Source organism: Bacteriovorax stolpii, from assembly GCF_002872415.1.
In the GTDB taxonomy this organism is placed as follows: Bacteria; Bdellovibrionota; Bacteriovoracia; order Bacteriovoracales; family Bacteriovoracaceae; genus Bacteriovorax; species Bacteriovorax stolpii.
This window is the reverse complement of record NZ_CP025704.1, coordinates 2,131,633-2,154,204: the sequence shown is the minus strand read 5'-3', so window position 1 is coordinate 2,154,204 and position 22,572 is coordinate 2,131,633. Positions and strand designations below refer to the sequence as shown.

Genomic DNA, 22,572 nt, shown 5'->3' with positions numbered 1-22,572 from the left:
GACCAAAACATGACTAATCAAGTGATTACCAAAGAAATAAGTGAAGATTTCGATCCCCAAAAAGAAAAGGAGATCATGGACTTCCTTACCCAGAATTTTGGGTTCGAGGTTTTTACTCCGGGGCTTGAGCGCACCCGAGCAGTGTATGCACCTTTTATTGACGGCTTCAAAAAGCAAGGAACTAAGGTTGTCATCATTGCAGGGACTAATGGGAAGGGGCAAACGGCCCACACTCTGGGGTCGCTGCTTGCTAAAGAGAAGAAGAGTTTTGCCCTTTGGACTTCTCCGCATATTCTAAGTATCCGCGAGCGTTTCTTATATTCTAAAGACGGGCATTCGAAAGAGGCCAGTTATGAAGAGTTGAAAAACTCTATCGAGACCGCCCAGGAAAGACTTCACCAGGAATTGCCTGGAACGAAGGTTTCTTTTTATGAGTTTTTGTTTTTGGTTTTTTTAAGAGAGGCCTTGAATCGAGCTCCTCTAGATTATCTTCTGCTTGAAGTGGGCCTTGGGGGGAAACTTGATGCTGTTAACCATTTTGATGCGGATTGCGCTTGTATCACTTCCATTTCCCGCGATCACCAAAGTATTCTCGGCAGCCGTTACGAGCAGATTTTAGGAGAGAAAATTGCGGTGTCCCGGGCCAATAAAGTTCTCTTTACTCATTTCTCTCTGAATTACTTAAACGAGCTGACCAGTCAGTACGTAAAGAGTCATCAGGTCGACTGGAGAGTGATTCCAAAAAATGAGAAATCGGATAATTATTTTCTGGAAAATCAGCGTCTGGCCTGGGAGATGTTTTACTATTTAGAACCAAAGACAGATCTGACATTTGAGACGGGGATCTCGCACCTGCCCCTCTATAAAGGGCGTAGAGAAATAATGACATTTAGCGGGAAGTCCCTTATCTTTATAGGTGCCCATAATATTGATGGCGTACGCAGAATGCTCGAGAGTTTTGAGGAAGATAAATCTCTCATCATGCCCGAGAGTTTACTGATTAGTTTTTCAGCGAGGCCTTTAAATGAAGTGACTGTGATGCTGAAATCACTGATCGATTTTTTTAAAGAAAGAGCAGAGCTCTCGCTTACAACTTTTGACCATCCAAAAGCTCTTCCACCAGAAGGACTTAAGGAAGCGGCGGAACTTGTTAACAAAGGAATGTTAAATTTTGTCTTCGACTGGAAAAGAGAACTTCAAACGACCAAGTCGCAAACCATTCTGGTGTGCGGGTCTTATTACTTTATTGGTGAAGTTCAGCGTTTTATTCGCTCTTAGTTTTTCTTCATCTGTTTTTGCCCGCGAAACTTTTGAGTTCGACCTGGGCCAGAAAATCAACGTGCTTTCAGATAAAGCTTTTAGAAAGTCCAGCACTAACGAATTTGAGGCCGTTGGTAACGTTGTTATTACTCACTTAAAAAATTCTATTTACGGGGAAAAGGCGAGAATCAATTTCACGACAGGTGAAACTGAAGTCATCGGTAACGTCCGTTATATTGCGCCAGAGATGACCCTGTATGGGACGAAGTTGAAATACAACTTTCTCACCAAAATTATTGACCTGGATAATGCCCGCGTGCTTTCTGATAACTATGTTGTCACTGGAAAGAAAATCATTCAGACATCAAGTGATAAAATTTACGCCGAGGAAGCAGAGTACACGACATGTCGGGATTGTCCGGAATCGTGGAGTATCTTTGGAAAGCAAATCACAATTACAATCGGTCAGTACGTCACTTTGAAACATGCCTTTATCAAAGTAAACGGTGTGACGGCCATGTATGTGCCGTATATTGTTTTTCCTATTAAGCAAAAAAGAGAGACAGGACTTCTTTTTCCTTCAATTGGATTTAGTTCGGATGAAGGCTTTCGCTACCAGCAGCCTTTTTTCTGGGCGATAGATGATTATAAAGATCTCACACTGACACCTTCCACCTTTGGGGACAGGGGGCTTGGGGGAGAGTTACAGTACAGGCAGAACATTAAAGAAAAGAGCTGGTTTGAGTTAAACACTCTGGGGATTAACGACCGCATTTATGAGCCCAATAAAGTTGATAAGAGTTTAAGTGGGAAAAAAGAATTTCGTCAGTTCTCTGATCTGGAAGGACATTACATTTATAAGCACTACCTAAATGGGCACGTGTATTTTAATGATACGTCTGATCTCGACACTATCAGAGATATGGATTTTTTTGCTAAAGAGCGCGTCCGCGGAACAGAAGTCGGGGGCGGTGGATTCTTAGAGGGAAGAAACTCACTTTTTTCTCTTAGTATGCAAAGCTATTACAACAAAAACATGTTGATTAGCGATCCGAAGAAATTTGATAAACAGTATGTTCAGATGTTGCCAAAGCTGACCTTGTCATCTGTACCTTATAACATCCTTCATAGCCCATACCCGTTTCTTAAGAATGTCTCTTTTGGTTTTGGTGCCGATTATACAGTTTTTAAACAAAACACAGTGGATATCAACGGACCGATAAGAAACGCCCGACGCCTTAATTTTGCTCCATACTTAGATTGGCAATTAGGAAACCTGGGGCCGGTTTTTTTCTCTCATCACTTAAAGCTTGATTATCAAACTTATCATTTACCAACTGAGCAAAATAAGAGTTTTGCTAAAAAAGGTCTGATCTATGAAACAGAGGCCAAGGTAGAGTTGGAAAAGATTTATGGGCTTTCTTATATCGAAGAGAGACCTATTAACTTAAACTCTGAAGAAGCGGCCCGGGCGAATAATGCTAAAAATGTGACGACAATCGGAGTGCTTCCAGAAGTTAAGTCGGGGAATTCTGAACAGACAACACTGGTTTACAACAACAGTTACCGTCACTCTCAGGAATTTAAATTAAAGCACTACTACCTGGGTGAACAGAAATTTAGCGGGAATAAAAATTTTAGAAACCAGATTGAAAGCGATGACGGTCAATTTGATTACCTGGATGCTTTAAGAGACCGCGAGCATTTAACTAACCAGACGACGGCGCAGGATTCACTTCCTTTGAGCAACACACTTGAATTTCAGTGGAATAACAACTTAATTAGAAAAACATCTAATAAATTTGATCCCTATAAAGACAACCGTTATTTAAAAGACAACTTTAACTACAGCAATATTACTTTCTTTGATGTCTCTCAGGGGATTGATATGACTGTTGATTCTGAGCGTCCGTGGGGCGACAGGCTGACCAGGCTTTACATCAATACCGGGATCGCGCTTGATCGCTTTACTCTTGGAGTTCAGGAATTTTATTTTCATAAGTCAGGTGAGCACAAGCTGACGTCGACGATTGGTTTTAATTTTGATCGCCTAAAGCTTAATGGGGACTTCACTTACAACTCGTTTAATTCTTCAAGCACACCTATCACTAAGCTTGTGGGTTATGACCTGGAGTTAAATCTTAACGATTTAATCACACTAAAAAATGAACTCGATTACAACATCGAAAGTAAACTGATTTCACAAAGTAGTTACTCGATTCTCTATGCGCCTATTAACAATTGCTGGAAGCTGGAGTTTAATTACACACGCGACTTAATCGATAAAAAATTTGGCCTGCTTCTTTACATCAACTACAACAGCAATAACTTTACATCTATCAATGTTAGATAAAATCCTGATCATCGATTTTGAAGACAGCTTTACCTACAACATTGCCAATGTTTTATACGCTCACGAAACAAGTGTGCAGGTTTTAGGACATAGAGAGTTTTTTTCGTCTCTCTATTTTGATGAGCTGATGAAGTCATCACAGAAGCGCGCTCTTATTCTTGGCCCAGGTCCCGGGCATCCGGATGAATACATTCATTACCAGGAGAAGATAAAGTTGCTCATGGATAAAAAAAATCTTTTCGTCATGGGGATTTGTCTGGGCCATCAGCTTATGGGGAAAATCGCCGGCAGAAGAGTCGATTATTCAAGACATCAGGTTCATGGTCAAAGTGAGCTTATCGAGTTTAAAGGGCGAAAAATCCCTGTTCAGCGCTACAATTCACTCTCTGTCTGGGAGAAAGAAAAGGAAGTGGACATTCAGGAATTTCCAAGAGGAGTGTCTTACCAATTTCATCCAGAATCCATCGGAACAGCTGATAATGACATCTTCTTTAAAGATCTGCTGGTTTTTTTAGAGTGATGAGGTAGGCAAGATCAGTCCCCTGTAAAATGCTTGTCCTGTTTTGGGTTATTATAAAATCTATGGCCCAGGACTTTAAAATTGAAGGCATTTACGATCAAAGAACTCTGAAACTTTTGAAACAAAAAGGGCTTCGAGACTTTGGGTTTAATTTTTCACCAAGAAGTTTTAACTTCATTCAAGAGCATATTTTTTTGAGTGATTTAATACCGCTTTTAGATCCATTAGATAGAATCCATCTACATTTTGACCGCTCCAATGATCCGATGATTAAAAAGGTGTTGGAAGACTTGAAAAAGGCCGGATTTAATCCAGAGAATGTTTATATCGATTGTGATGAATGGAGTGAAGGCCCAGAAACAATGGGAGTGAAGTACTATCTTACTTATCATCCGGAGCTGGATATTTCTCTATGTAGAGGAGAAAATTTTTCGGGAATGATTTTTAATTTTTCTTATTTTGAAGAGCTTCACCAGCGCAACGTTTTAAATAATTTTATTTCTAATTTTTACACTCACTTTTCAAAAGTGCTCACTGACGACAAGAAAATCGTTCTGCGCATGGATTGGAATAGCAATATCATGCCATCACTTTTTGATTATTTCGAGTTCGACCTGATGAGTTTTTCCATCAACTCAAAAATTGAGGTCTGTTACCGCAATGTGGACTTAAAGAAGCTTACCACCGAGATGGACTTAATTAAAAAGAATACACATTCATTAGATAATTTTTAAAGTAACTGGAGAGAGGGCCATGTTAAATATCGTTCTGGCAAACGATGATGGAGTTCATGCTCCTGGGATTAATATTTTAAAAGAAACTCTACGGAGTATTGCTAACGTCATTGTTGTGGCTCCCATGAATGAGCGCTCGACCACAGGGCATACGCTGACACTTGATACGACTGTGAGGCTGGAAGAAATCGCAGATGATGTTTATGCTTGCAATGGTTTTCCGGCTGATTGTTCATTGATGGCCATCGGTCATTTGTTTAAGAATCCCCATTCAAAATATTACGGACAAAAAATAGATTTACTTGTTTCGGGGATTAACCGCGGGGCCAATCTCGGGCAGGATGTCTATTACTCAGGTACTGTCGCTGCCGCTAGAGAAGCTGCCTTTCATGGTATTCCTGCAATTGCTGTGAGCTCGTGCATGGATTTTAAAAATCCCGACAAAAACACTCTCTACTATTATAGTGCTTCAAATTTTATAAAAACTCTTGTACAATCAAATATATCGAAAGCGATACCGCAAATGACACTACTGAATATCAACGTTCCTTGGTGTGCAGAAGCGGAGATTTTAGGAACTAAAGTCACCCGAACCGGACTTAGAAAGTATTCCGAAGATATCGAAGAAAGACTAGATTTCAGAGGAAGAAGATACTATTGGATTGGCGGAGTCTATAAAGGCTTTGAAGAGTTTCCAGATTCCGATTGCCAGGCCATTGAAGATAAAATGATTTCTGTTGCTCCCGTTAAACTCTGCGATTACGGACGATCACAGATGGAAATAATAGAAGACTTAAAAGGTTTTCTAGAAAATATTTTTCCTCGCTAGCCGATAAGGTTATGTGACGAAGGATTCAAGGAAGATATTGGAATAATGACCATTACGAAAAACGCCCTATTACTTATGATTTCTCTTTTTGCTTTTGCCTGTGCATCAGTGAAAAGCGGTCATTACGTCATGGTTAAACCTACCGACACTATCGAAAGCCTTGCTAAAGAGTTCAACGTTCCCAAAGAAAAAATCCAAGCATCTAATACCGGCAAGAAGATTAAAAGCGGAGAGTGGGTCTTTATTCCTCTTAAACGTGGAATCCTTGAGCAGGATATTGAAGCTCGTCCATTTGACCCTAACCATCTTTTACAAAGTGGTGAGTTCCTCTGGCCAGTTCCTTCAAGCAACCGCCTAAGTTCAAACTTCGGTGCTCGCTGGGGAAGAAAGCATGAAGGCGTGGACATTCCTGCGCGTGTTGGATCACACATTGTATCGGCAGCAGAAGGGGTTGTGGTTTATTCTGGAGATGAGATTGGTGGGTATGGAAATATCACCGTTATTGCACATAAGAATGGGTATTTTACTGTTTATGCCCATGCTAAAGAAAATTATACGAAACAGGGCCAGAGGGTTTATCGTGGGCAGGTTATCGCACAGGTTGGGATGACGGGGCGAACGTATGGGCCGCATCTTCATTTTGAAGTTAGAAAAAATGGGCAAGCTATCGACCCAACCGACTTCTTAGCAGCTAATTAAAATAACTGAGAATTGATTCTGAATGGTATCTACGTCGTTGCTCGGGGGACTTAGTCGTGCGACGTACGGACGTACGTCTCCTCCTGCGTTCCCTCGCGCCTAGTATCTACCATCCATAATCAATTCTGGCGGATTATTTTTTTTGGGGAGTGGATTGCGCTAGTTCTTTCGTTGGAACATGTCTAGGAGTTTTAAGTACATTAGGGCGGTGTTTTTGGCGTCTTCGAGGGCGGTGTGTTTGACTTCGCCCATGCCGAGGAAACTCATTAGTTTTGAGCCTGAAGAGCATTCAGCGGGGATGAACTTGAGGTCGATTAATGTGTTGGCAGTTGATGAGAGGTCGAGGTTTCTGTGGTGGAAATGTTTGCGCATGAATTCCCATGAGAGGTCGCGGTTTAGAAATGGTAGGTCGATGGCGCTCATTGATTTTCCGAAGAGGATAATCTTTTCGTTCTTTTCGTTTTTAAAGTAGTTTTTAACTTCTTTGCTGATGAGGTAAGTCTCAAGTTCATCGCGGAAGCTATCCAGGTGTAGCCCTGTAACATGGGCCTTGTGGATAAGCATTTCGTTGTGTTCGATAACCCATTTATCTAGTCTGGGTTTTAGCGTCTCAAAAGAAGGGCACTTGATATAGAAGTTGCGGGCAAGAGAGTCTTCGACTTTTTTAGTTTCTGTACAAAAAGGAATCATTCCGAATTCGATCATGTAATCGTTTTCGTTTAGGCCAGTGGCCTCGATATCAATAGATAAATAACGCATATTATGCCAATCGTTTAAGGGTTTTTCTCAATGTTAAAAGAGGAAGTGATTTCTGTCTACAAATAAGAAAATGTGAGCTCGACTAAGTCGGTTTCTCTAAAGAGTTCGCGGACGCGTTTTTGGCACGAAAGGATGTTTTCTTCGTTGATTGTGACAACGCATTTTTTGCAGATGCCATCGCCTCCACAGCTGGAAGCGACTGGGATGCCATTTTTTAAGAGAAGATCCATTAAAGTCATATCAAAGACGGAGTAAGAGATATCCAGTGAGAGGACGAGCCTTTTGGAAGCAAGACCTGTGACTGTGAGTTTTTTCATTGCCCGCACCAGAGTCTGGCGATACTTCTATCGTCGATATGCAGACTCGATTCTTGTTTTTTTTCACCCTTGAAGTTGGCGTGGCCAAAAATATTTCCTAAGTTCTCTACGTGATAGATAGGAAAATTCATTGCCAGGAAAAAATCCAGTTGGGCCTTTCTTCCGCGTGTTGATTCATAAAGAATGCGGTCCGGACTTGAAAGAAAAAGGTGGCGGGAAAAATTGAGAAGTTCATTGAGTGTGTACGATGAATCGATTTGATCAATCTCATAGGCCACTAAGTGTTGAAGGTGTTGAACCGGATTTCTACCGTCGCTGGAGAAGAGGACGATTTCCTGATTTTTTCCTTTAAATTCGCAAATAGGCATTGGCAATGCTGAAGGGCGGGCCTTCATAAAATAAGAGAGTTTTGGTTGAGTTGTATAAGGTTTAAACAGAGTCATGGAGCTTACTGCAAGGAAATAGTCCTGGCCGTCGCTCATGCCAATAGAATGAGTTCTCTTAGGTTCTCTACCAAACATTTCATCTCTTAGTGTCGGCTCTTTAGAAAGGTCGTAATTGCAGTTGGCCTCGAAGTTTCCTTTCGGAGACTTGTTGGCATCAAGACCATTTTTTTCGTATTCGTAATCAGAAAGTTTAGAGTAAGTAGGTGACATGTATTGTTCTACAACAGCTCTAAAGCTTTTGCGCTCAAACGTTTCATAACGGGTAAGAACATCATCACCTTTTAGGAAGCGTTCATTGAGCTCATCATTTTTAATTAAGTCTTTTTGATTCTCGCGCAGGAAGTTTTCCAGTCCCACACTCACGCCCAGAGCAGTCGGGGCCAGAGCATCGAGTTTAGTGGCCACTGAGAGCAGGTTTTGTTTCGGAAGAAATTTTTGCGCCAGGAAATCAAGACCTCTCAGGTAAGGCATCTTGGTGTCATCTTCCAGGCGTTTAGGCCTGAAGTCGTAGTAGTAACTCTTGCCGTTAACTTTTAAATAAATCTGCAGGCGTGAAAAGGGAGAGGCTTCATCAGGTCTTTTTGACATTTCAATCAATGAAAGCATGATAGATCTTTCAATAAAAGAAAGAGACTTGTTTTCAAAAATAGGAGTATTGAGTGTGCGATAAAATTTGAGTGTGTGCTCATCTTCACTGATGTATTGAACGCGGCCTAAAGGAGCACAGTAATTTATTTTGGCATTTTGAACTGGTAGCGCAGATGTGTTTTTATTCTCCGCCATTGATTCAAATTTTTTTGAGATGTAAGCGCAGGAACTAAGTAAGAAAATAGAGCACAGTAGGAGAGGTTTCCTCATAGTTCATTGGCCCTATCGTCGATGTAATAAAGTCCTTCGATTTCTTCTTTAACCTGAGATTTGTTTTTTACTTCTTCAGCTAAAATGTCATTCAAGTTAAGCTTCTCAGCTTCAGCGTTGGTCGCCTGTACCACAAACATGACCCACATTCCCGAGTGTTTTTCTCCGGCAGAAGATGCCTGGGTCGTGGTGCTTAAAATTTTATATCCACGGTTAATGAACTCATAAAAAAGTTTATCAAATTGCTTTTCTCGATACCCTGAAGACCTTGGTGGAGGTGCCGGGATGAAGTAGGTGAACGACTGGATCTTATAGTCCATTTGGTAGTCTTTTTGGGGCCTTAATAGGGCCTTTAGGGCTTCTTTGAGACGATTGATCATTCTATATGCCTTGTCGTAATGAGTGTTACTAGTTCAATATTAAGACTTACTGCCTATGATAACCTCAATAAAGTTTTATGGAAAACTTTACCCACAAAAAAATTTAAAGCAAAAAATAAAATAGCGGTTATAATCATAAGTGTAAGGGATAGGATGTCCACTTACTAGTGGCAGGATGCCAAAAAAAATGGGGCCTTTGCAGGGGGCCCCTTTTTTATTTTAGAGCTCAAAAAATTTCTACAAACAACTTCCAATCTTCATATCAGTCGGCATTTTCTTAGCAATAGTACACAAGTGATTGTGAAGCGCAGAATACACATCCCAATTATCAAAGATTGTCGTCGCTTTTCCTTTTACCACCGCAAAGACTTTCATCTTTCCGTTGATGTTGACGAAGAGAGGGGCTCCGCTGTCGCCTTCTTCAACACGAGAAGAAGATTTCGAGTAGACGTACCCTCCGCTCCATTTGTAGTTATTTAAATCGGCCATGCGTTTTGTATCGTTACTCATCTCGCTAAAGAGATTGATAGAAACGGCCTTTAATGGATAGGCCTTGATGTTTTTAATAATCTGATTGTGTTCGGCCAGGGTCACGGGAGTCGCGAAGTTTAGTTCGTCTATTTCTGGAGTGGCCTCGTTCCACCAAAGAACAGCAAAATCCTCATCAGGGCCGATCTGCGCTTTTTCTCCGCGCGAAGCAATCTTATCAGCAAGTGACTTTGGAAGTTCGATATTGATGTGGCGATCGAAGTTATTTTTTGGCACATATCCGATGCGCACTACTTGTCCGTCTGGTCTCTTTACGTATTTGTAATACCCAGTTTGGATGTTGAGTTTGTTGTCTTTAGAGATGTAAGCAAGCTTCACACAATGAGCGGCCGTCACCAAGATGTTTTTAGCAATAAAGGTGGCGTTACAATAACCAGGAATACTTTCGCCGGTTGAATCGGGGGCTTCACTCTTAATCTGCACCACTGGAGTCCATTCGGGAGAGTCGGCAAATGTAGAGTTTGTCAGGGCAAATAGAGGTGAGGCGCTAAGAAGAAGGCATAGGGGAAGAGCGAATTTAAGCATAAACCAATCCTTTGATTTTTTTCTTAAATCCTATCCATCCCCGAGATTCTTTGGGAACTTACATTTTATTACTATGGAGATTACTCCAGAGGGGCTTCGATCTTCAGATCTGCTTTTTCCACGCCGGGAGCAAGCTTGATGATCTTAAACGCATTTCCTGTTGGTTTAAATACACCCATCTCTGTGACCACCAGGTCGACAACTTCTTTTCCTGTAAGAGGAAGCACGCATTTCTTAAGAAGTTTTGCTGTGCCGTCTTTACTGAAGTGATTCATCATGATGATGACCTGTTTAGAGCCATTAACTAAGTCCATAGCTCCGCCCATTCCGGTGACCTTTTTCCCTGGGATCATCCAGTTGGCCAGGCTTCTTTCGCTATCGACTTCCATTCCACCAAGAACACAGTAATCAATGTGCCCGCCGCGGATCATTCCAAAGCTCAGTGAGCTATCAAAGAAGCTCGCTCCAGGAGCAACACTGACTGTTTCTTTTCCAGCGTTGATTAAAGTAGGAGAGACTGATGATTTAGTAGGTCTGCCACTTACACCAAGCACTCCATTTTCAGAGTGAATCATGATGTGCAGATCTTTGGGCATGCGCTCGGCGATGATCGTCGGCATTCCAATTCCTAAGTTGACGGAGCTATGAGGAGCGAAAACTTTAATGACCTCATCTGCCATTTGTTCATTTGTCCAGGCCATCTTAAACTCCTTCCGTCACTAGAAATTCAATTTCGTTTTTATAATTTTTTCCTTGGAAAATCCTTTGGACAAAAAGTCCTGGAAGGTGAATGTCTTCTGCCGGGATTTGTCCGACTTCGACTAACTCTTCCACTTCTACGACGGTGATCTTTGCGGCCATCGCCATAAGAGGGGAGAAGTTTCTAGCGGTTTCTTTAAACCACAGGTTTCCATAGGTGTCGCCTTTTTGCGCTTTAATAATAGCGAAGTCGGCGTGAAGAGCAGTTTCTAAAATACAAGGGCGGTCAAACATCTTAACGTCTTTTCCTTCAGCGATAAGAGTGCCGTATCCTGTGGGTGTGTAAAAAGCGCGGATACCCATTCCGGCCGCACGGATTCTTTCAGAGAATGTCCCTTGAGGAACAAGCTCCACCTCAACTTCTTTTGAAAGCATTCTTTTTTCAAGGTCAGGGTTTCCACCGACATATGAGCAATAAGCTTTTTTAATTTTATCTTGAACTAAAATTTTAACTAAACCACGTCCAGAGTTTCCAATGTTGTTGGAAATAACTGTCAGGTCTTTTACGTCAATGGTCGTTAGTGCATCAATGCAGTTTTCAGCGATTCCGCAAAGACCAAAGCCTCCGCTCATCAGAGTCATGCCTGATTTAATATCGTGTAGGGCCGCGTGGGCATCCTTAAAAACTTTTGGAGAGTTCGTTGGTGTCATTATTCAAAATCCTTGAGAGCGTTTTTAAAGCGGTTCATTCCTTCTACTAATTCTTTCTCAGTAATGATTAAAGGAGGAGCGAGGACAATTCTTTTATTTTGAGTTGCGAGGTGAATTCCGTTATCGAAAAATCTTTTCCAGGTAATATCGACGGTTAAATCTACCGCGGCCAGCATTCCATGGTATCTGATTGTTTCCACTTCTTTCATCGAACGAAGGGACTCCATTTCTCGCTTAAAGACTTGTGAAATATGTTCCAGGTGTTTTTGAAAATCAAAGTCCTGACAAATTTCTAAAACACCTTTAAGGGCAGCAATCCCCATTGGGTGGGCGTAGTTGGTCAACCCGTTAGCAAGGACGTTATTCATGTAGTAAGTGTGAATCGGCTCACTCGTCCAGACGGCCCCGAAAGGAACCATTCCGCCAGTTATACCTTTAGCTAAACAGATAATGTCCGGTTTAACATTGTAGTGCATGTATCCGAATGAAAGTCCGGTGCGGCCAAAACCACAGATAACTTCATCCATGATTAAAAGAATTCCAAACTCGCGGCACAGTTCACTGATGCCATCCCACCACTCTTGAGTGCCGGCATAAACTCCGTTTCCTCCAGTGATCGTCTCAAGAATAAAGGCCGCAATTTTATCAGGTCCGGTCTGAAGAATAATTTCTCTGGTACGGGCGATAGCATCCGGCTCATGAGGTTCAGGAATTCTTACTACCCAATTTTCTGGAATCATGTGGGCCTTGTTTCTCCAGTCGCCGGTAGCGGCCAGAGCGCCTAGGGTGGCCCCGTGATAAGAGGTCTGTCTTGCTAAAACAATCTTTCTTTTGGTGATGTCTCTGGCGAATTTAAGAGCGTTTTCGACCGTCTCGGCTCCACCAGTGGTATAGAAGATCTTGCCATCTTTTTTATCCATGTACTTTAGAAGTTCATGAGTGACTTCTGTTTTTCCCGGGAAAATTCCACGAGGAGCACTCATTGGGACAGTGTCGAGCTGCTCTTTCATGTATTTTATAATGGTCGGGTGATTGTGACCAAAACTTGCCTGATAGCTGATCGAAGACATATCGATGAGCTCGTGGCCGGTATCAGTATAGATTTTTACTCCATCAACTGAAGCGATACTAAAGCGCAGAGGGTTCTTTTGTTTTACCCAGGTAAAGAAAAAGGGATACTCTAATTCTTCCATATTTTTATTTCACTTTTTTAAAATCGTGTCCATCGTTAAAGAATTCATACTCGCGGTAATCTTGATCGTGGGCCGGGCATCCTCTCCAGAAGATGTGGTGGCCGCGTTTTAAATCAGAAGCTCCACCACCACAAGTAAATGATGGGTCTTGAGCACCATTTTCAAAGTGTGAACAAATTGATTTAGGGAATTCTTCGTGGTCTGAAAGAAGGTTTTTAAAGTCTTCTAAATCAGTCACTTTGTATGTTTTCTTTGACAGAAGCGCCCAACGATTAAAAGTTGTTGAACTCATAGAGCTCTTGTCTTCTAATTTCTCAACATGAAAGCCTACGCAGTGGTTAGTGTGAAAAACACTTCCCACTTGTCCGGCCTGAAGTCCTGAAACTTTTTCAGCAACAGTCGGAGTGATTTCTAAATGCTCTCCACCTTCAGGAGAAGCAATCAGGTAATTGTGTCCTGACGTCACTGGTGCTTTCATTAGTGTGTCTCTCATAAGACCAAGGCTTTTTTCTTCAAGCACTCGTCTGACAAGTAAAGGCCAGATAAGACCAGCTTTAGCATTGGCCGTATTGATGTTGTTAACACCAATGAGAGTATTGTCTGTCGTCACTCCCATTAAACCTACGCAACCAACCAGTGTCAGCACTAGCTGAGCTGTATGGCGGTCGTTAGCAGGAACGTGGATAAGCGACATATAGTTTTTTGCCGATCTGTGCATATCCCATGTCTGTCCCGAGAGAATTTCATCAGGAGTCTGGATGTGAACAGTTGAGCATCCTTCTTCTGGAAGGATAATATCTCTAAAGTCAGTGTAGTTGTTTAAAACAACCAGGTCGGGAAGTGTCAGACCCGCACCTTTGGCGATCCCTTCAATTTCGCTGGCGATATTGGGAGCAAATTTCTTTGAAAGATTAAACTGCTCCATGGCCAGCTCATCTAATTTTTTTGCCAGAGCCGGGTTTTTTGCCAGCATCAGGTTGCGTCTGATTTCAGTCAGCTCTCCGATGGCCGTGCGAAACTCTTCTCCATGAGAAAGTCCCCAGTCGTAGTTACTTTTTCCTGGCTGATATTTGATATAAGGGAACATACAATTTGTGCTCATGATTCTAAATACTCCTTCATCGCATCGAAGCTTGGGCAGATCAGGTAGTGGCCAGTGTCTTTATTGAGCACAAACATTTTGCTCATTGAACCTGGGATTGAACCTTTGAAGTACCCAAAGCCATTGTCGATTCTAATAGCATCAATTTCGTAACGAGAAAGTTGATCAACCAGTTTATCGTGGAAATTCTTAGTTGTTTCTCTGTAGTCTTCCAGATTCGCCATCACATTTTTAAAAGCATGGTAGTAGCTTAGGAAATGGAATTCATCTCCATCCCAAGTACTGATCATCATCAGTGGCTGCTCCAGGAAATACTTTGTTGAAGTGTAAGCGATCCCTGATTGGCCAGAGAAGTAAATCATTCCCGCATCTGGAGTGATTTCACTAAAACACGAGGCCATAAATTGCTTTTGTGAATACCTGAAAAATTGTGAAGCTGTTTCGTTGTAAATGAGAGCAACATTGTATTTGGTTGCCAGCTCTCTTACCCCACGAAGGAATTCGTAAGGAACTTTTTCCATCGTTTTTTGTAGCACCGGCTCGATCCAAGTCGCCAGGTATTCACCTGTGGCAAATTCTTTTTCTACCGATTTTAAAACTTCTTTATAATCATTTTCATTTGGATTTGGCAGACGAGTGACTTTAAAGTATGGATCGTTCTCTAGACTTAGAGATCTCGCCAGCATTGAGCCGTTTCCAAAGAAGTGGTTTTTAAACGTCAGCATTTTATTGACGTTTTTCTCTTTGATTTTTGCGTCTGATTTTACCCAGATCGCCTTGGCAACTTTATCCACACACTCAGACTGGCCTGATGTTGTGTAACCGTGGCGAAGATCTTGAGGGAGAACAGAAAGGAAATCTCTGACTCCTTTTAAGAAGGCCTCTGAAACGAAGTTTGAAAGACAAACTTTGTTCACCATATAAGGAAGCTGGAAATCCAGGTACGCTTTATCCAGACTTCTGATTGAAAGAGGGATGTTTACTCCACGGCTTAAATGGATCTGTGGTTTTTTCCAGTCAACTTTTGTCGTGTAGTAGAAGACGTCTCTGTGGTTTTCGAAATCAGGATAATCTTCTCTCATGTAGTTTTGTTCAACAGCTCCTAGAGAGAGGTTGATGTTGATCATTCCACCGGCAAGACGGTCGCGGTTTCTTCCCTGGATGCGTTTAACTCCTTTAACGATGGCCATTGCTGAAAGAGCGTATTTAAGTGCTCTTCCCAGTCCTGATTTTTGAAGGCTTGGGTCAATGGTTAAATCCAGCATATAAAGACAGTCATGGTCGTTGAAGTTCGGGTCTACACGCACTCCGCGCTCAAGCGGGTACAAGTGAAGAGGGCCCGCAAAAGCAATCCCCATTAGCTTTTTCTTTTTATTTAAAAGACCAAGACATAGAGAACTCTTATCTAAAACCGTGTGTTCAAATTTTTCAATATCTGTCTGGCGAGCAGGCTCGTAAACGGCCTTTTGCATGTTCATAATTTCCTGACGGAAGTTCAGGAAGTTTGTCGCATTGATTTCCACTAACTCTACATGTGCCGCTTCAGCTGTCTTTGAAAGAAGGGCATTCACGCGGTCAAAAACGGCCTTGATATCCAGTTTTTTGTTAAGGGCACGGGCAAGTTTTGTTTGAATTAAAAGATCGTGCCACTCGTAGTTCTCTGTCGCTTCAGTCGCGTCCGTTTCAACGTGAGTTGGAAGATTGGCATGCTCATTTAAGAAAAGCTCGCGGCAGATAGCATCTAGTCTATCAAATAGGAAATCTAAATCTTTTGGGCCAAAAGCAGTTGAGAGCCTAAAGCGCAGAGTTTGTGCTCCCGCCGGGTAGTAAAGAAGACCGTGCTTAAAGCGCAGGTCGACAAACTTATTCATGCTCGCTGAATCTGGTACGTCAAAAGCAAAAGCAAGACCGTTGATTCTCGGTCTCTTGATGTATTGAGAGTGTTTCTTTAAAAGGGCCTGAAGTCTTGGGTAAACTTGCTTTTCAAGATCTAAAATGCGCTGCTGGCATTGATCAAGACTGATAGCGTGAGCGTATCCTCTTAGAAGAGAGGCCACAGAAAACTCTTCACCTTTAAAGATATTTTTTGTTTCTTTATGTGAAAGAACAATCCCTACCTGTGCTTTTTTTGCACACACAACGTAGTCTGGATTGATTTGTTCACCGTTAAGACCCTTAAGGTTTAATTGTCTATGCCAGAAGAACTCGCGCCCTAAGTGAAACCCCGTCTGAACTTCATCGTGGATTACTGGAACTTTAAAAGTTTTTGCCATTAATAGCAGGGCCGTGTGAAAGCGGTCAGATGAATAACAGTCTCCACCTTCACATTGCATAGGCTCGATTAAAATAGCGAAGATTTTTTTAGAAAGAAGCTGCTCTCTTACTTTTAAAAGAGTCTCAATTTCTTTTTTTACCATCGGGTCTGAGTGCCACATGCTTGGAACCATGAAGTCTTTTAGGGCCGCTTCGTTCCAGGTCTCTCTCCATAATTCTGGAAAGCGCACGTTGATTTTTGAGTCTTCCAGCTCCGGGTACTTTACGTACTCAGCAAGATAATTCTTCCACTCAAAAGGCTCGCGCTTGCTTTTGTTCCAAGTCGCCGCCAGAGTCACCATCATGCGCCCGTGGAATGATCCTTCAAAGGCAAGAACCTTATTGGCCTCAGGGTTTACGCGTGAAAGATAACAGTAGCCAAGGGCCACTTCGTTTGCTTCCGCTCCCGAGTGGGTGATGGTCATGTGGGTTTTTTTCCACCCTAATTTTCTATTGAAGAATTTAGTGTATGAAAGCTTAGTGTCTTTAAATTCTTTAGTGGTAGCGTCGTTTATCCAGCTTTCTAAGAACTCTGCCGTTCCAAAAAAAACAGACGGGTTAAAGCCATGACCAAGTGTCGCGATTTGAGAGGCCGCATCTAAGAGGTAGTGAGTTGTCCCATCACTTGATTCAATCCCCATATAAGGGCCGATAGAGCTCTTAAGCCTTGTCAGGTAAGTCTTCTTCTCCGCAGGAATCATATTGTCTGCGTAATATTTTTTTAAGATGTCATTTCCAAATTCAGCGTCTTTACTGTTGATGATAGGTAATTTCATATCGCTCTCACTCTCTAAAGGATGTCTTTTTTAATAATATCGCCGATAAACTTAATATAAGGGTGCCCGTTGTTTTCCATCATCTTTGGGAACATGGAAATCGGAGTGGCCCCCGGGAAAGTGTTGATCTCGTTTAAGAAGATCTCGCCGTCCTTGGTGTAGAAGAAGTCGATGCGTGATAGGTGGCGAAGTTTGAGTGCCTTAAACGCCTTAATCGCGTAGCCGCGCATTTTTTCTACCACTTCTGGAGATAATCCAGGTGCGACAACTTCTGTCGTTGTCTTTGAGTTCGGGTCATACTTTTCTTCGTATGAATAGAAGCTGCTCGGGCAGTTGATTTCTCCTGGAACACTGGCGTGGATTTTTCCTTCAAACTCGTAAGTTGAAATTTCAAGCTCACGGGCCTCGACCATTTTTTCGACCAGGACGTACTCAGAGTATTTAAAAGCATTTCTAAGTGCATTTTCCAGCTCATCTTTTTTGAAGACCTGGTAGCAACCTACACTTGAGCCTTGAGAAGCGGCCTTGACGAAAACTTTTCCGTGTTTATCAAAAAGTCTGTGTGCTTTTGGGGCATCTTCAATGTTTGTCAGGAATTCAAACGGAGTGTTTGGGATGTCTAAAGCATTGAACCACAGTTTACTTGTGACTTTGTTGAAGCTGATAAGACTTGCCTCAGGTCCACAACCTAAATAGGGAAGAGAGATCAGGTCTAGGTAGGTTTGAATTTCACCTGTTTCACCTGGAGGTCCGTGGATGCACGGAACGACGTAGTGGATTTCTTGTTTAAAAGAAGGACCTACGAGTTCGCGTTTAAAGTTAAGCTCGACGCTCTCTCCACGAGAGCCGTCGGCATTAACTAAATAGAAATTTTTATCTTTAGATTTGGGTTGTCCGATTTCAACTTTGATAACGTTGTAAAGGCCAATCTCCAGGAGATTTTTCTCTATGTATTTTGAAGAGACAACTGAAACTTCGTGCTCAGTCCCACTTCCACCAAAAAGAAGAAGTACATTTTTTTTACTCATAATTTTCACCCCATCCTTAAGGCGCTTTTTTTACTAGTAGAGAATTATCTTAATTTAGCAGGGACTCTCTCTAGGTTCAGTTTTGTAAAGAGTTCTTTTAATTCAGTAATCGTTAAATTCTTCGATCCTTGCTCTCCGTATCCGCGGATACTAACGGCAGCGTTTTCCATTTCACGGTCTCCGATAACCAGCATGAAAGGAGTTTTCGATTGTTGGATCTGACGAGTCTTGTAACCCATCGTCTCGTTTCTTTCGTCAACTTTGACTCTGAAGCCCAGGTGCTTAAGCTCGCTTGCCAGGTTCTTAGAGAACGCTAAGTGTTTTTCAGTTGAAACAGGAACGATCACCGCTTGCTCTGGAGCAAGCCAGAAAGGGAAGACCCCTGCCACGTGCTCAAGGTACACCCCAAAGAATCTCTCCAGAGAGCCTAGTAGGGCGCGGTGGATAACAACCGGACGCTCTTCTTGACCTTGATCGTTTGTGAAGTTCAAATCAAAGCGCTCTGGAAGTTGGAAATCCAGCTGGATTGTTCCCAGTTGATGGTATCTACCGATAGCGTCGGCAATTTGAATATCGATTTTTGGCCCGTAGAAAGCTCCATCACCTTCGTTGATATGGAAAGCTTGTCCTGATTTTTGAAGAGCGCCTTTGAGCGCCTCTTCAGCAATATCCCAAGTCTTGTCATCGCCCAGTTTTCCTTCCGGACGAGTTGATAAACCAACTTTGATATCTTTAAAACCGAAGTGGTCATAACAAACAAAGAACATGTCCATGAGCTTAATGATTTCGGCCTGGATGTCTTTTAAGGCGATAAAGATGTGGGCGTCGTCCTGACAGAACGTGCGCACGCGAGTGAGTCCTGCGACTGCTCCAGCAGCTTCAAAACGGTGAAGACGGCCAAAGTCCGCGTATCTCATCGGTAGGTCGCGGTAAGAGTATTTATAGTGCTTGAACATCATCATGTGACAAGGGCAGTTCATCGGTTTAATCCCGAATTCCTTCTCATCCGCGTGAGTTAAGTACATATTGTCTTTGTAGTGAGCGTAGTGCCCAGACGTTTTCCATAGTTCAGTATCAAGAACTTGGGGAGTGATAACTTCATCGTAGTCGTATTTTTTGTAAATGCGTCTCATGAAATCAATCAGCTCGTTATAAACAGTTGTTCCTTTTGGCATGAAAAAAGGCGAAGCAGGAGCGATTTGATCGAAATGAAAAAGTTCCATTTCTTTTCCTAGCTTTCTGTGGTCGCGCTTTTTTGCTTCCTCAAGGAATGTCAGGTGATCTTCTAATTGTTTTTTAGTCGTGAAGCTTACAGCGTAAATACGTTGAAGCATTTTATTTTTTGAATCACCTTTCCAGTAAGCTCCAGCTACACTTTGAAGTTTGAAGAATTTTGGCAGGTGTCCAGTGTTCTCTACGTGAGGGCCTCGGCAAAGGTCGATGAATTCACCTTGTTCATAACAAGAGATCTCTTCGCCTTGAGGGATTCCCGAAACCACTTCAACTTTTAACGGCTGATTTTTTTGTTTCCAGAACTCTACTGATTCATCACGCGAGAAAACTTTTCTTTGAATAGGAAGTTTTTCATCGATAATTTCCTGCATGACCTTTTCGATCTTTGCTAAGTCTTCATCGTGAATCTTCACATCTAAATCAATGTCGTAGTAAAAACCGTTTTCAATAACAGGACCAATACCGAATTGTGGGTTATGGGTTTTATAAATACGAGACACGGCATGTGCCATTAAGTGAGCGGTTGAGTGACGGATGGTGTCAAGGTCGTATTTGGCCATTTAAGGAACTCCGAATAAAGGGGATTTAGTTACTTTTTTACACAGTTATTCTACCGCCCTCTCTTCGCCAAATCAACGACTTGAATCTTACATCCGAAAAAATCTTACAATGGGCTTTTGACGCTGTAAGAATCGCGTGATATGACCTTTGGGCCGAAAGCTTTAAGAAGTGTTAAAGCTCGTTCACTATTATGGAGAAATGCCATGGTTACAAGTCAAGATTTAGGTTTATCTATTGGATCAAACCCTAATGAAATCACGCCTTATATTGGCCTTTTAGAAGAAGAGGTTAAGTTAGAAGGTATCGTGACAAAGACCGAGGTGGCGAGGTCGTATTATCAGCTTGGAAAAGTCTATTATGACAAGGCCGATTTAATTGGAGCAGAAGAGTCGTTCGTTAAAGCTCTTACATTTGCTGATCCTATTAAAGATGGATTCTCAGTTCTTAAGACATACGGTTTCCTAATCCGTATAGCTTCAGAGAAGCTAGAGGACGCAAAAGCACAAAAATACATCGGGGAAAGTGAGAAGCTAATGGATGCTCTTTCACGTGCTCTTCCGACGCTAACATCTGAATTTTTCTACAATCTAGGGGTTGTAAAAAACTATAGCGGTAACTTTGAAGAAGCTAAGACAAACTTTGAATTAGCTTACAAAAAATCAAACGAAGAAAACGAGCCGGAACTTCTTTCTAAGTGCCTTCTGTCTCTAGCGACAAATGCATTCTACAGAAAAGATTTAGAGCTTTCTTTAAGATACCTAGACCAGCTTAATGACCTGCTAAAGATCATTAAGAAGTTCTACCTTTCGGGGGCCATGTATACGTATTATGCGAAGATCTTTATCGAAATGAACGAAAACGATAAAGCGCTTAACTACTACAAGCTGGCCAACGAATACCTTCAATCAAAAAAATGCTGGAACCTATATGGGTATATCCTGTTTGGTAAAGCGACAGCTTTAAAGAAAGCTGGAAACTTTGATGAGGCCCTAAGCATGTTCCACCTGGCGCAGGAGTCTATCGATACCACTATTTTTAGACGTCTAAATCATCTTATTGAAGCTGAAATTGACGATGTAAATGACTCAACTGTTGACCTTTACCTTGATAGAACAAACAGAAAAATCGTTGAAAGATCACTCGGAACAATTGATTTCAAACACAGATTCGTTCTGCTTGAAATCCTTTTCCTTCTTTCTAAAAACCCAGGAACTTACTTTGATAAGGAGCAACTGGCGAAGATGATCTGGAAAGACGAGTACAACCCGTTAATCCACGATAAACTAATCTATACTTCTGTGTCTCGTTTAAGAAAACTTATCGAGCCGACAGATGCGGACTCAAAACGCAAATACATCATCCGTGGAAAAGACGGTTATACGTTTAATCCATTGGCAAAAATCCGCTTCCATATGGAAGTGAAGACAAACTCAGAGCGCTCAATCGGTAACGTTGATTTGAGTTCTCCTGTTTAATCTTTAGTGATGACTAAATTTATTATTATCGACAAAGCCTCTGCCTTAACACCAGAGGCTTTGTCGTTTTTAAAGGACTACGATCAGCGTTTTTTCCCAACTCCATGGGATGAGAAGTCGTGGGAGCAGGTCTTTGACTCGGCGAGTGAGAGATTTATTCTCCTGGCCGACGAAGGGTTTGCTTTATTTGACATCAATAGCGCAGATTCCCTTGCTCATTTGCTTAAAATCCTCATCAATCCAGACAAAAGAGGCGCAGGTTTAGGGAAGGCCCTTTTAAGTGAAGCTATTGAAATATTAAAGAGCAGGGGAATAAAAACATTTTTCCTTGAAGTCGAAGAAAACAATGATTCGGCCATTGGTCTTTATCAAAGAGCAGGCTTTAAAATCATTCATAAGAAAAAGCATTTTTATAGCAACGGGAGCACGGCCCTCATTATGACTCTTAGTGTTTAGTGATCTCTGCAGAGGCTAAATGTTTGCATTTGAAAGAATTTTTGCTATAGTCATCGGGTAATGATTTTTATTTGGGATTATTTCAAGAATTTCTTGGGCCCAACTCTTCTAATCATTACCTCCGAAATACGAGTATTAAATGTACCGAATATAGTAAGGGTGGATTTTTTAATTCCGCCCTTTTTTTTTATTAATGGGATAAAAAGATGGTTCTCAAAGGCCCACGCCAGGGAATGGAATTAAAACTTTTTGAGTTAACTCAAAAGATCGTTAGCGAATGCAATCTTGAATTGTACGAGATGGAGTGGAATCCCACATCAGGCAATTTGGTTGTCTACATCGTTGATCCAAAAACCAACACAGCTGTGCTTGATGACTGCGTAAGAGTGGACCGCGGATTTAATCCGTATATGGAAACTGAAACGTGGATTCCGGATAATTTTACATTAGAAGTTTCTTCTCCGGGTCTTTATAGAATTTTAACGACAGTTAAGCATTTTAAGAGCGTTGTCGGTGAAGACATCATGCTTAACCTGGTGAAAAAAATCGACGAAGAAAAATACCCGGATTTCCCGAAAGCTCTTCGCAACAACCTAAGACTAAAAGTGAACCTGGTAAGCGCGAGTGACGAGGGTGTGGTGATTGATGCCAAAGGTGTAAAAGTTGAAGTTCCTTATGAGCAGATCAAAAGGGCAAACTTAGAAACCGACATCAATAAAGTTAGAAATACAAAAGACGCTGAAGTGGACTCTGAACTGGAAACAGATGATGAGTTTGTCGGCGAAGACGAATAAAC

Annotated in this window: 20 protein-coding genes and 1 pseudogene; 9 read left to right on the top strand and 12 right to left on the bottom strand. The window is 41.8% G+C overall.

The window, feature by feature from the left end; all coding sequences use genetic code 11:
- Positions 1-9 precede the first annotated feature (9 nt).
- From C0V70_RS10570 to C0V70_RS10545, 6 genes are all read left to right on the top strand, one after another.
- On the top strand, positions 10-1,278 hold the full coding sequence (locus tag C0V70_RS10570; protein ID WP_102243831.1) for a folylpolyglutamate synthase/dihydrofolate synthase family protein: 1,269 nt from the start codon (positions 10-12) through the stop codon (positions 1,276-1,278).
- Positions 1,172-3,613 carry an LPS-assembly protein LptD gene (locus tag C0V70_RS10565; RefSeq protein ID WP_133566783.1) on the top strand — a complete coding sequence of 814 codons (2,442 nt, stop codon included), beginning with the start codon at positions 1,172-1,174 and terminating at the stop codon, positions 3,611-3,613. The genes C0V70_RS10570 and C0V70_RS10565 overlap by 107 nt, the downstream gene beginning before the upstream one ends.
- The gene (locus C0V70_RS10560) at positions 3,603-4,133 is read left to right on the top strand and encodes an aminodeoxychorismate/anthranilate synthase component II (protein WP_102243829.1); all 531 of its coding nucleotides are present in this window, start codon (positions 3,603-3,605) and stop codon (positions 4,131-4,133) included. The genes C0V70_RS10565 and C0V70_RS10560 overlap by 11 nt, the downstream gene beginning before the upstream one ends.
- Positions 4,134-4,195: 62 nt before the next feature.
- On the top strand, positions 4,196-4,867 hold the full coding sequence (locus tag C0V70_RS10555) for a hypothetical protein (RefSeq protein ID WP_133566784.1): 672 nt from the start codon (positions 4,196-4,198) through the stop codon (positions 4,865-4,867).
- Between the two features lie 19 nt (positions 4,868-4,886).
- Positions 4,887-5,696: a 5'/3'-nucleotidase SurE gene (surE, locus tag C0V70_RS10550; protein ID WP_102243827.1), complete on the top strand. Its 810-nt coding sequence runs from the start codon at positions 4,887-4,889 to the stop codon at positions 5,694-5,696.
- Positions 5,697-5,741: 45 nt separating this feature from the next.
- Positions 5,742-6,395: a M23 family metallopeptidase gene (locus C0V70_RS10545; protein WP_102243826.1), complete on the top strand. Its 654-nt coding sequence runs from the start codon at positions 5,742-5,744 to the stop codon at positions 6,393-6,395.
- Between the two features lie 159 nt (positions 6,396-6,554).
- Here the strand turns inward: C0V70_RS10545 and C0V70_RS10540 are convergent, their stop codons facing one another.
- The 12 genes from C0V70_RS10540 to thrS all read right to left on the bottom strand — a co-directional run bounded on the left by C0V70_RS10540 (position 6,555) and on the right by thrS (position 19,844).
- The gene (locus C0V70_RS10540) at positions 6,555-7,154 is read right to left on the bottom strand and encodes an exonuclease domain-containing protein (RefSeq protein ID WP_102243825.1); all 600 of its coding nucleotides are present in this window, start codon (positions 7,152-7,154) and stop codon (positions 6,555-6,557) included.
- 56 nt (positions 7,155-7,210) lie between these two features.
- Positions 7,211-7,471 carry a 2Fe-2S iron-sulfur cluster-binding protein gene (locus C0V70_RS10535; protein ID WP_102243824.1) on the bottom strand — a complete coding sequence of 87 codons (261 nt, stop codon included), beginning with the start codon at positions 7,469-7,471 and terminating at the stop codon, positions 7,211-7,213.
- Positions 7,468-8,700 carry a hypothetical protein gene (locus tag C0V70_RS10530; RefSeq protein WP_133566785.1) on the bottom strand — a complete coding sequence of 411 codons (1,233 nt, stop codon included), beginning with the start codon at positions 8,698-8,700 and terminating at the stop codon, positions 7,468-7,470. The genes C0V70_RS10535 and C0V70_RS10530 overlap by 4 nt, the downstream gene beginning before the upstream one ends.
- A 71-nt stretch (positions 8,701-8,771) precedes the next feature.
- On the bottom strand, positions 8,772-9,155 hold the full coding sequence (locus C0V70_RS10525) for a hypothetical protein (RefSeq protein WP_102243822.1): 384 nt from the start codon (positions 9,153-9,155) through the stop codon (positions 8,772-8,774).
- Between the two features lie 237 nt (positions 9,156-9,392).
- The gene (locus C0V70_RS10520; protein WP_102243821.1) at positions 9,393-10,229 is read right to left on the bottom strand and encodes a trypsin-like serine protease; all 837 of its coding nucleotides are present in this window, start codon (positions 10,227-10,229) and stop codon (positions 9,393-9,395) included.
- An 80-nt stretch (positions 10,230-10,309) separates the two neighbouring features.
- The gene (locus tag C0V70_RS10515) at positions 10,310-10,930 is read right to left on the bottom strand and encodes a 3-oxoacid CoA-transferase subunit B (protein ID WP_102243820.1); all 621 of its coding nucleotides are present in this window, start codon (positions 10,928-10,930) and stop codon (positions 10,310-10,312) included.
- Position 10,931: 1 nt separating this feature from the next.
- On the bottom strand, positions 10,932-11,639 hold the full coding sequence (locus C0V70_RS10510) for a CoA transferase subunit A (protein WP_102243819.1): 708 nt from the start codon (positions 11,637-11,639) through the stop codon (positions 10,932-10,934).
- On the bottom strand, positions 11,639-12,832 hold the full coding sequence (locus C0V70_RS10505; protein WP_102243818.1) for an aminotransferase class III-fold pyridoxal phosphate-dependent enzyme: 1,194 nt from the start codon (positions 12,830-12,832) through the stop codon (positions 11,639-11,641). Before C0V70_RS10505 ends, C0V70_RS10510 begins: the two co-directional genes overlap by 1 nt.
- Positions 12,833-12,836: 4 nt before the next feature.
- Positions 12,837-13,934: a C45 family autoproteolytic acyltransferase/hydrolase gene (locus C0V70_RS10500; RefSeq protein ID WP_102243817.1), complete on the bottom strand. Its 1,098-nt coding sequence runs from the start codon at positions 13,932-13,934 to the stop codon at positions 12,837-12,839.
- Entirely contained in the window at positions 13,931-17,023 is a 3,093-nt protein-coding gene (locus tag C0V70_RS10495) for an aminotransferase class III-fold pyridoxal phosphate-dependent enzyme (RefSeq protein ID WP_102243816.1), read from the bottom strand. The genes C0V70_RS10500 and C0V70_RS10495 overlap by 4 nt, the downstream gene beginning before the upstream one ends.
- A 14-nt stretch (positions 17,024-17,037) precedes the next feature.
- Positions 17,038-18,051, bottom strand: a complete 1,014-nt coding sequence (locus tag C0V70_RS10490) for a D-alanine--D-alanine ligase (RefSeq protein ID WP_102243815.1) — start codon at positions 18,049-18,051, stop codon at positions 17,038-17,040.
- Between the two features lie 44 nt (positions 18,052-18,095).
- Positions 18,096-19,844 (bottom strand): threonine--tRNA ligase, encoded by a 1,749-nt coding sequence (gene thrS, locus C0V70_RS10485; RefSeq protein ID WP_102243814.1) that lies wholly within the window; start codon positions 19,842-19,844, stop codon positions 18,096-18,098.
- Positions 19,845-19,985: 141 nt separating this feature from the next.
- Between thrS and C0V70_RS10480 the strand changes: the two are divergent.
- From C0V70_RS10480 to C0V70_RS10470, 3 genes and pseudogenes are all read left to right on the top strand, one after another.
- Positions 19,986-21,143 (top strand): annotated as a pseudogene (locus C0V70_RS10480) (tetratricopeptide repeat protein); the annotation flags it as partial.
- Between the two features lie 186 nt (positions 21,144-21,329).
- The gene (locus C0V70_RS10475; RefSeq protein WP_102243812.1) at positions 21,330-21,776 is read left to right on the top strand and encodes a GNAT family N-acetyltransferase; all 447 of its coding nucleotides are present in this window, start codon (positions 21,330-21,332) and stop codon (positions 21,774-21,776) included.
- A 206-nt stretch (positions 21,777-21,982) separates the two neighbouring features.
- Entirely contained in the window at positions 21,983-22,570 is a 588-nt protein-coding gene (locus C0V70_RS10470; protein WP_102243811.1) for a ribosome maturation factor RimP, read from the top strand.
- Positions 22,571-22,572: the final 2 nt, after the last annotated feature.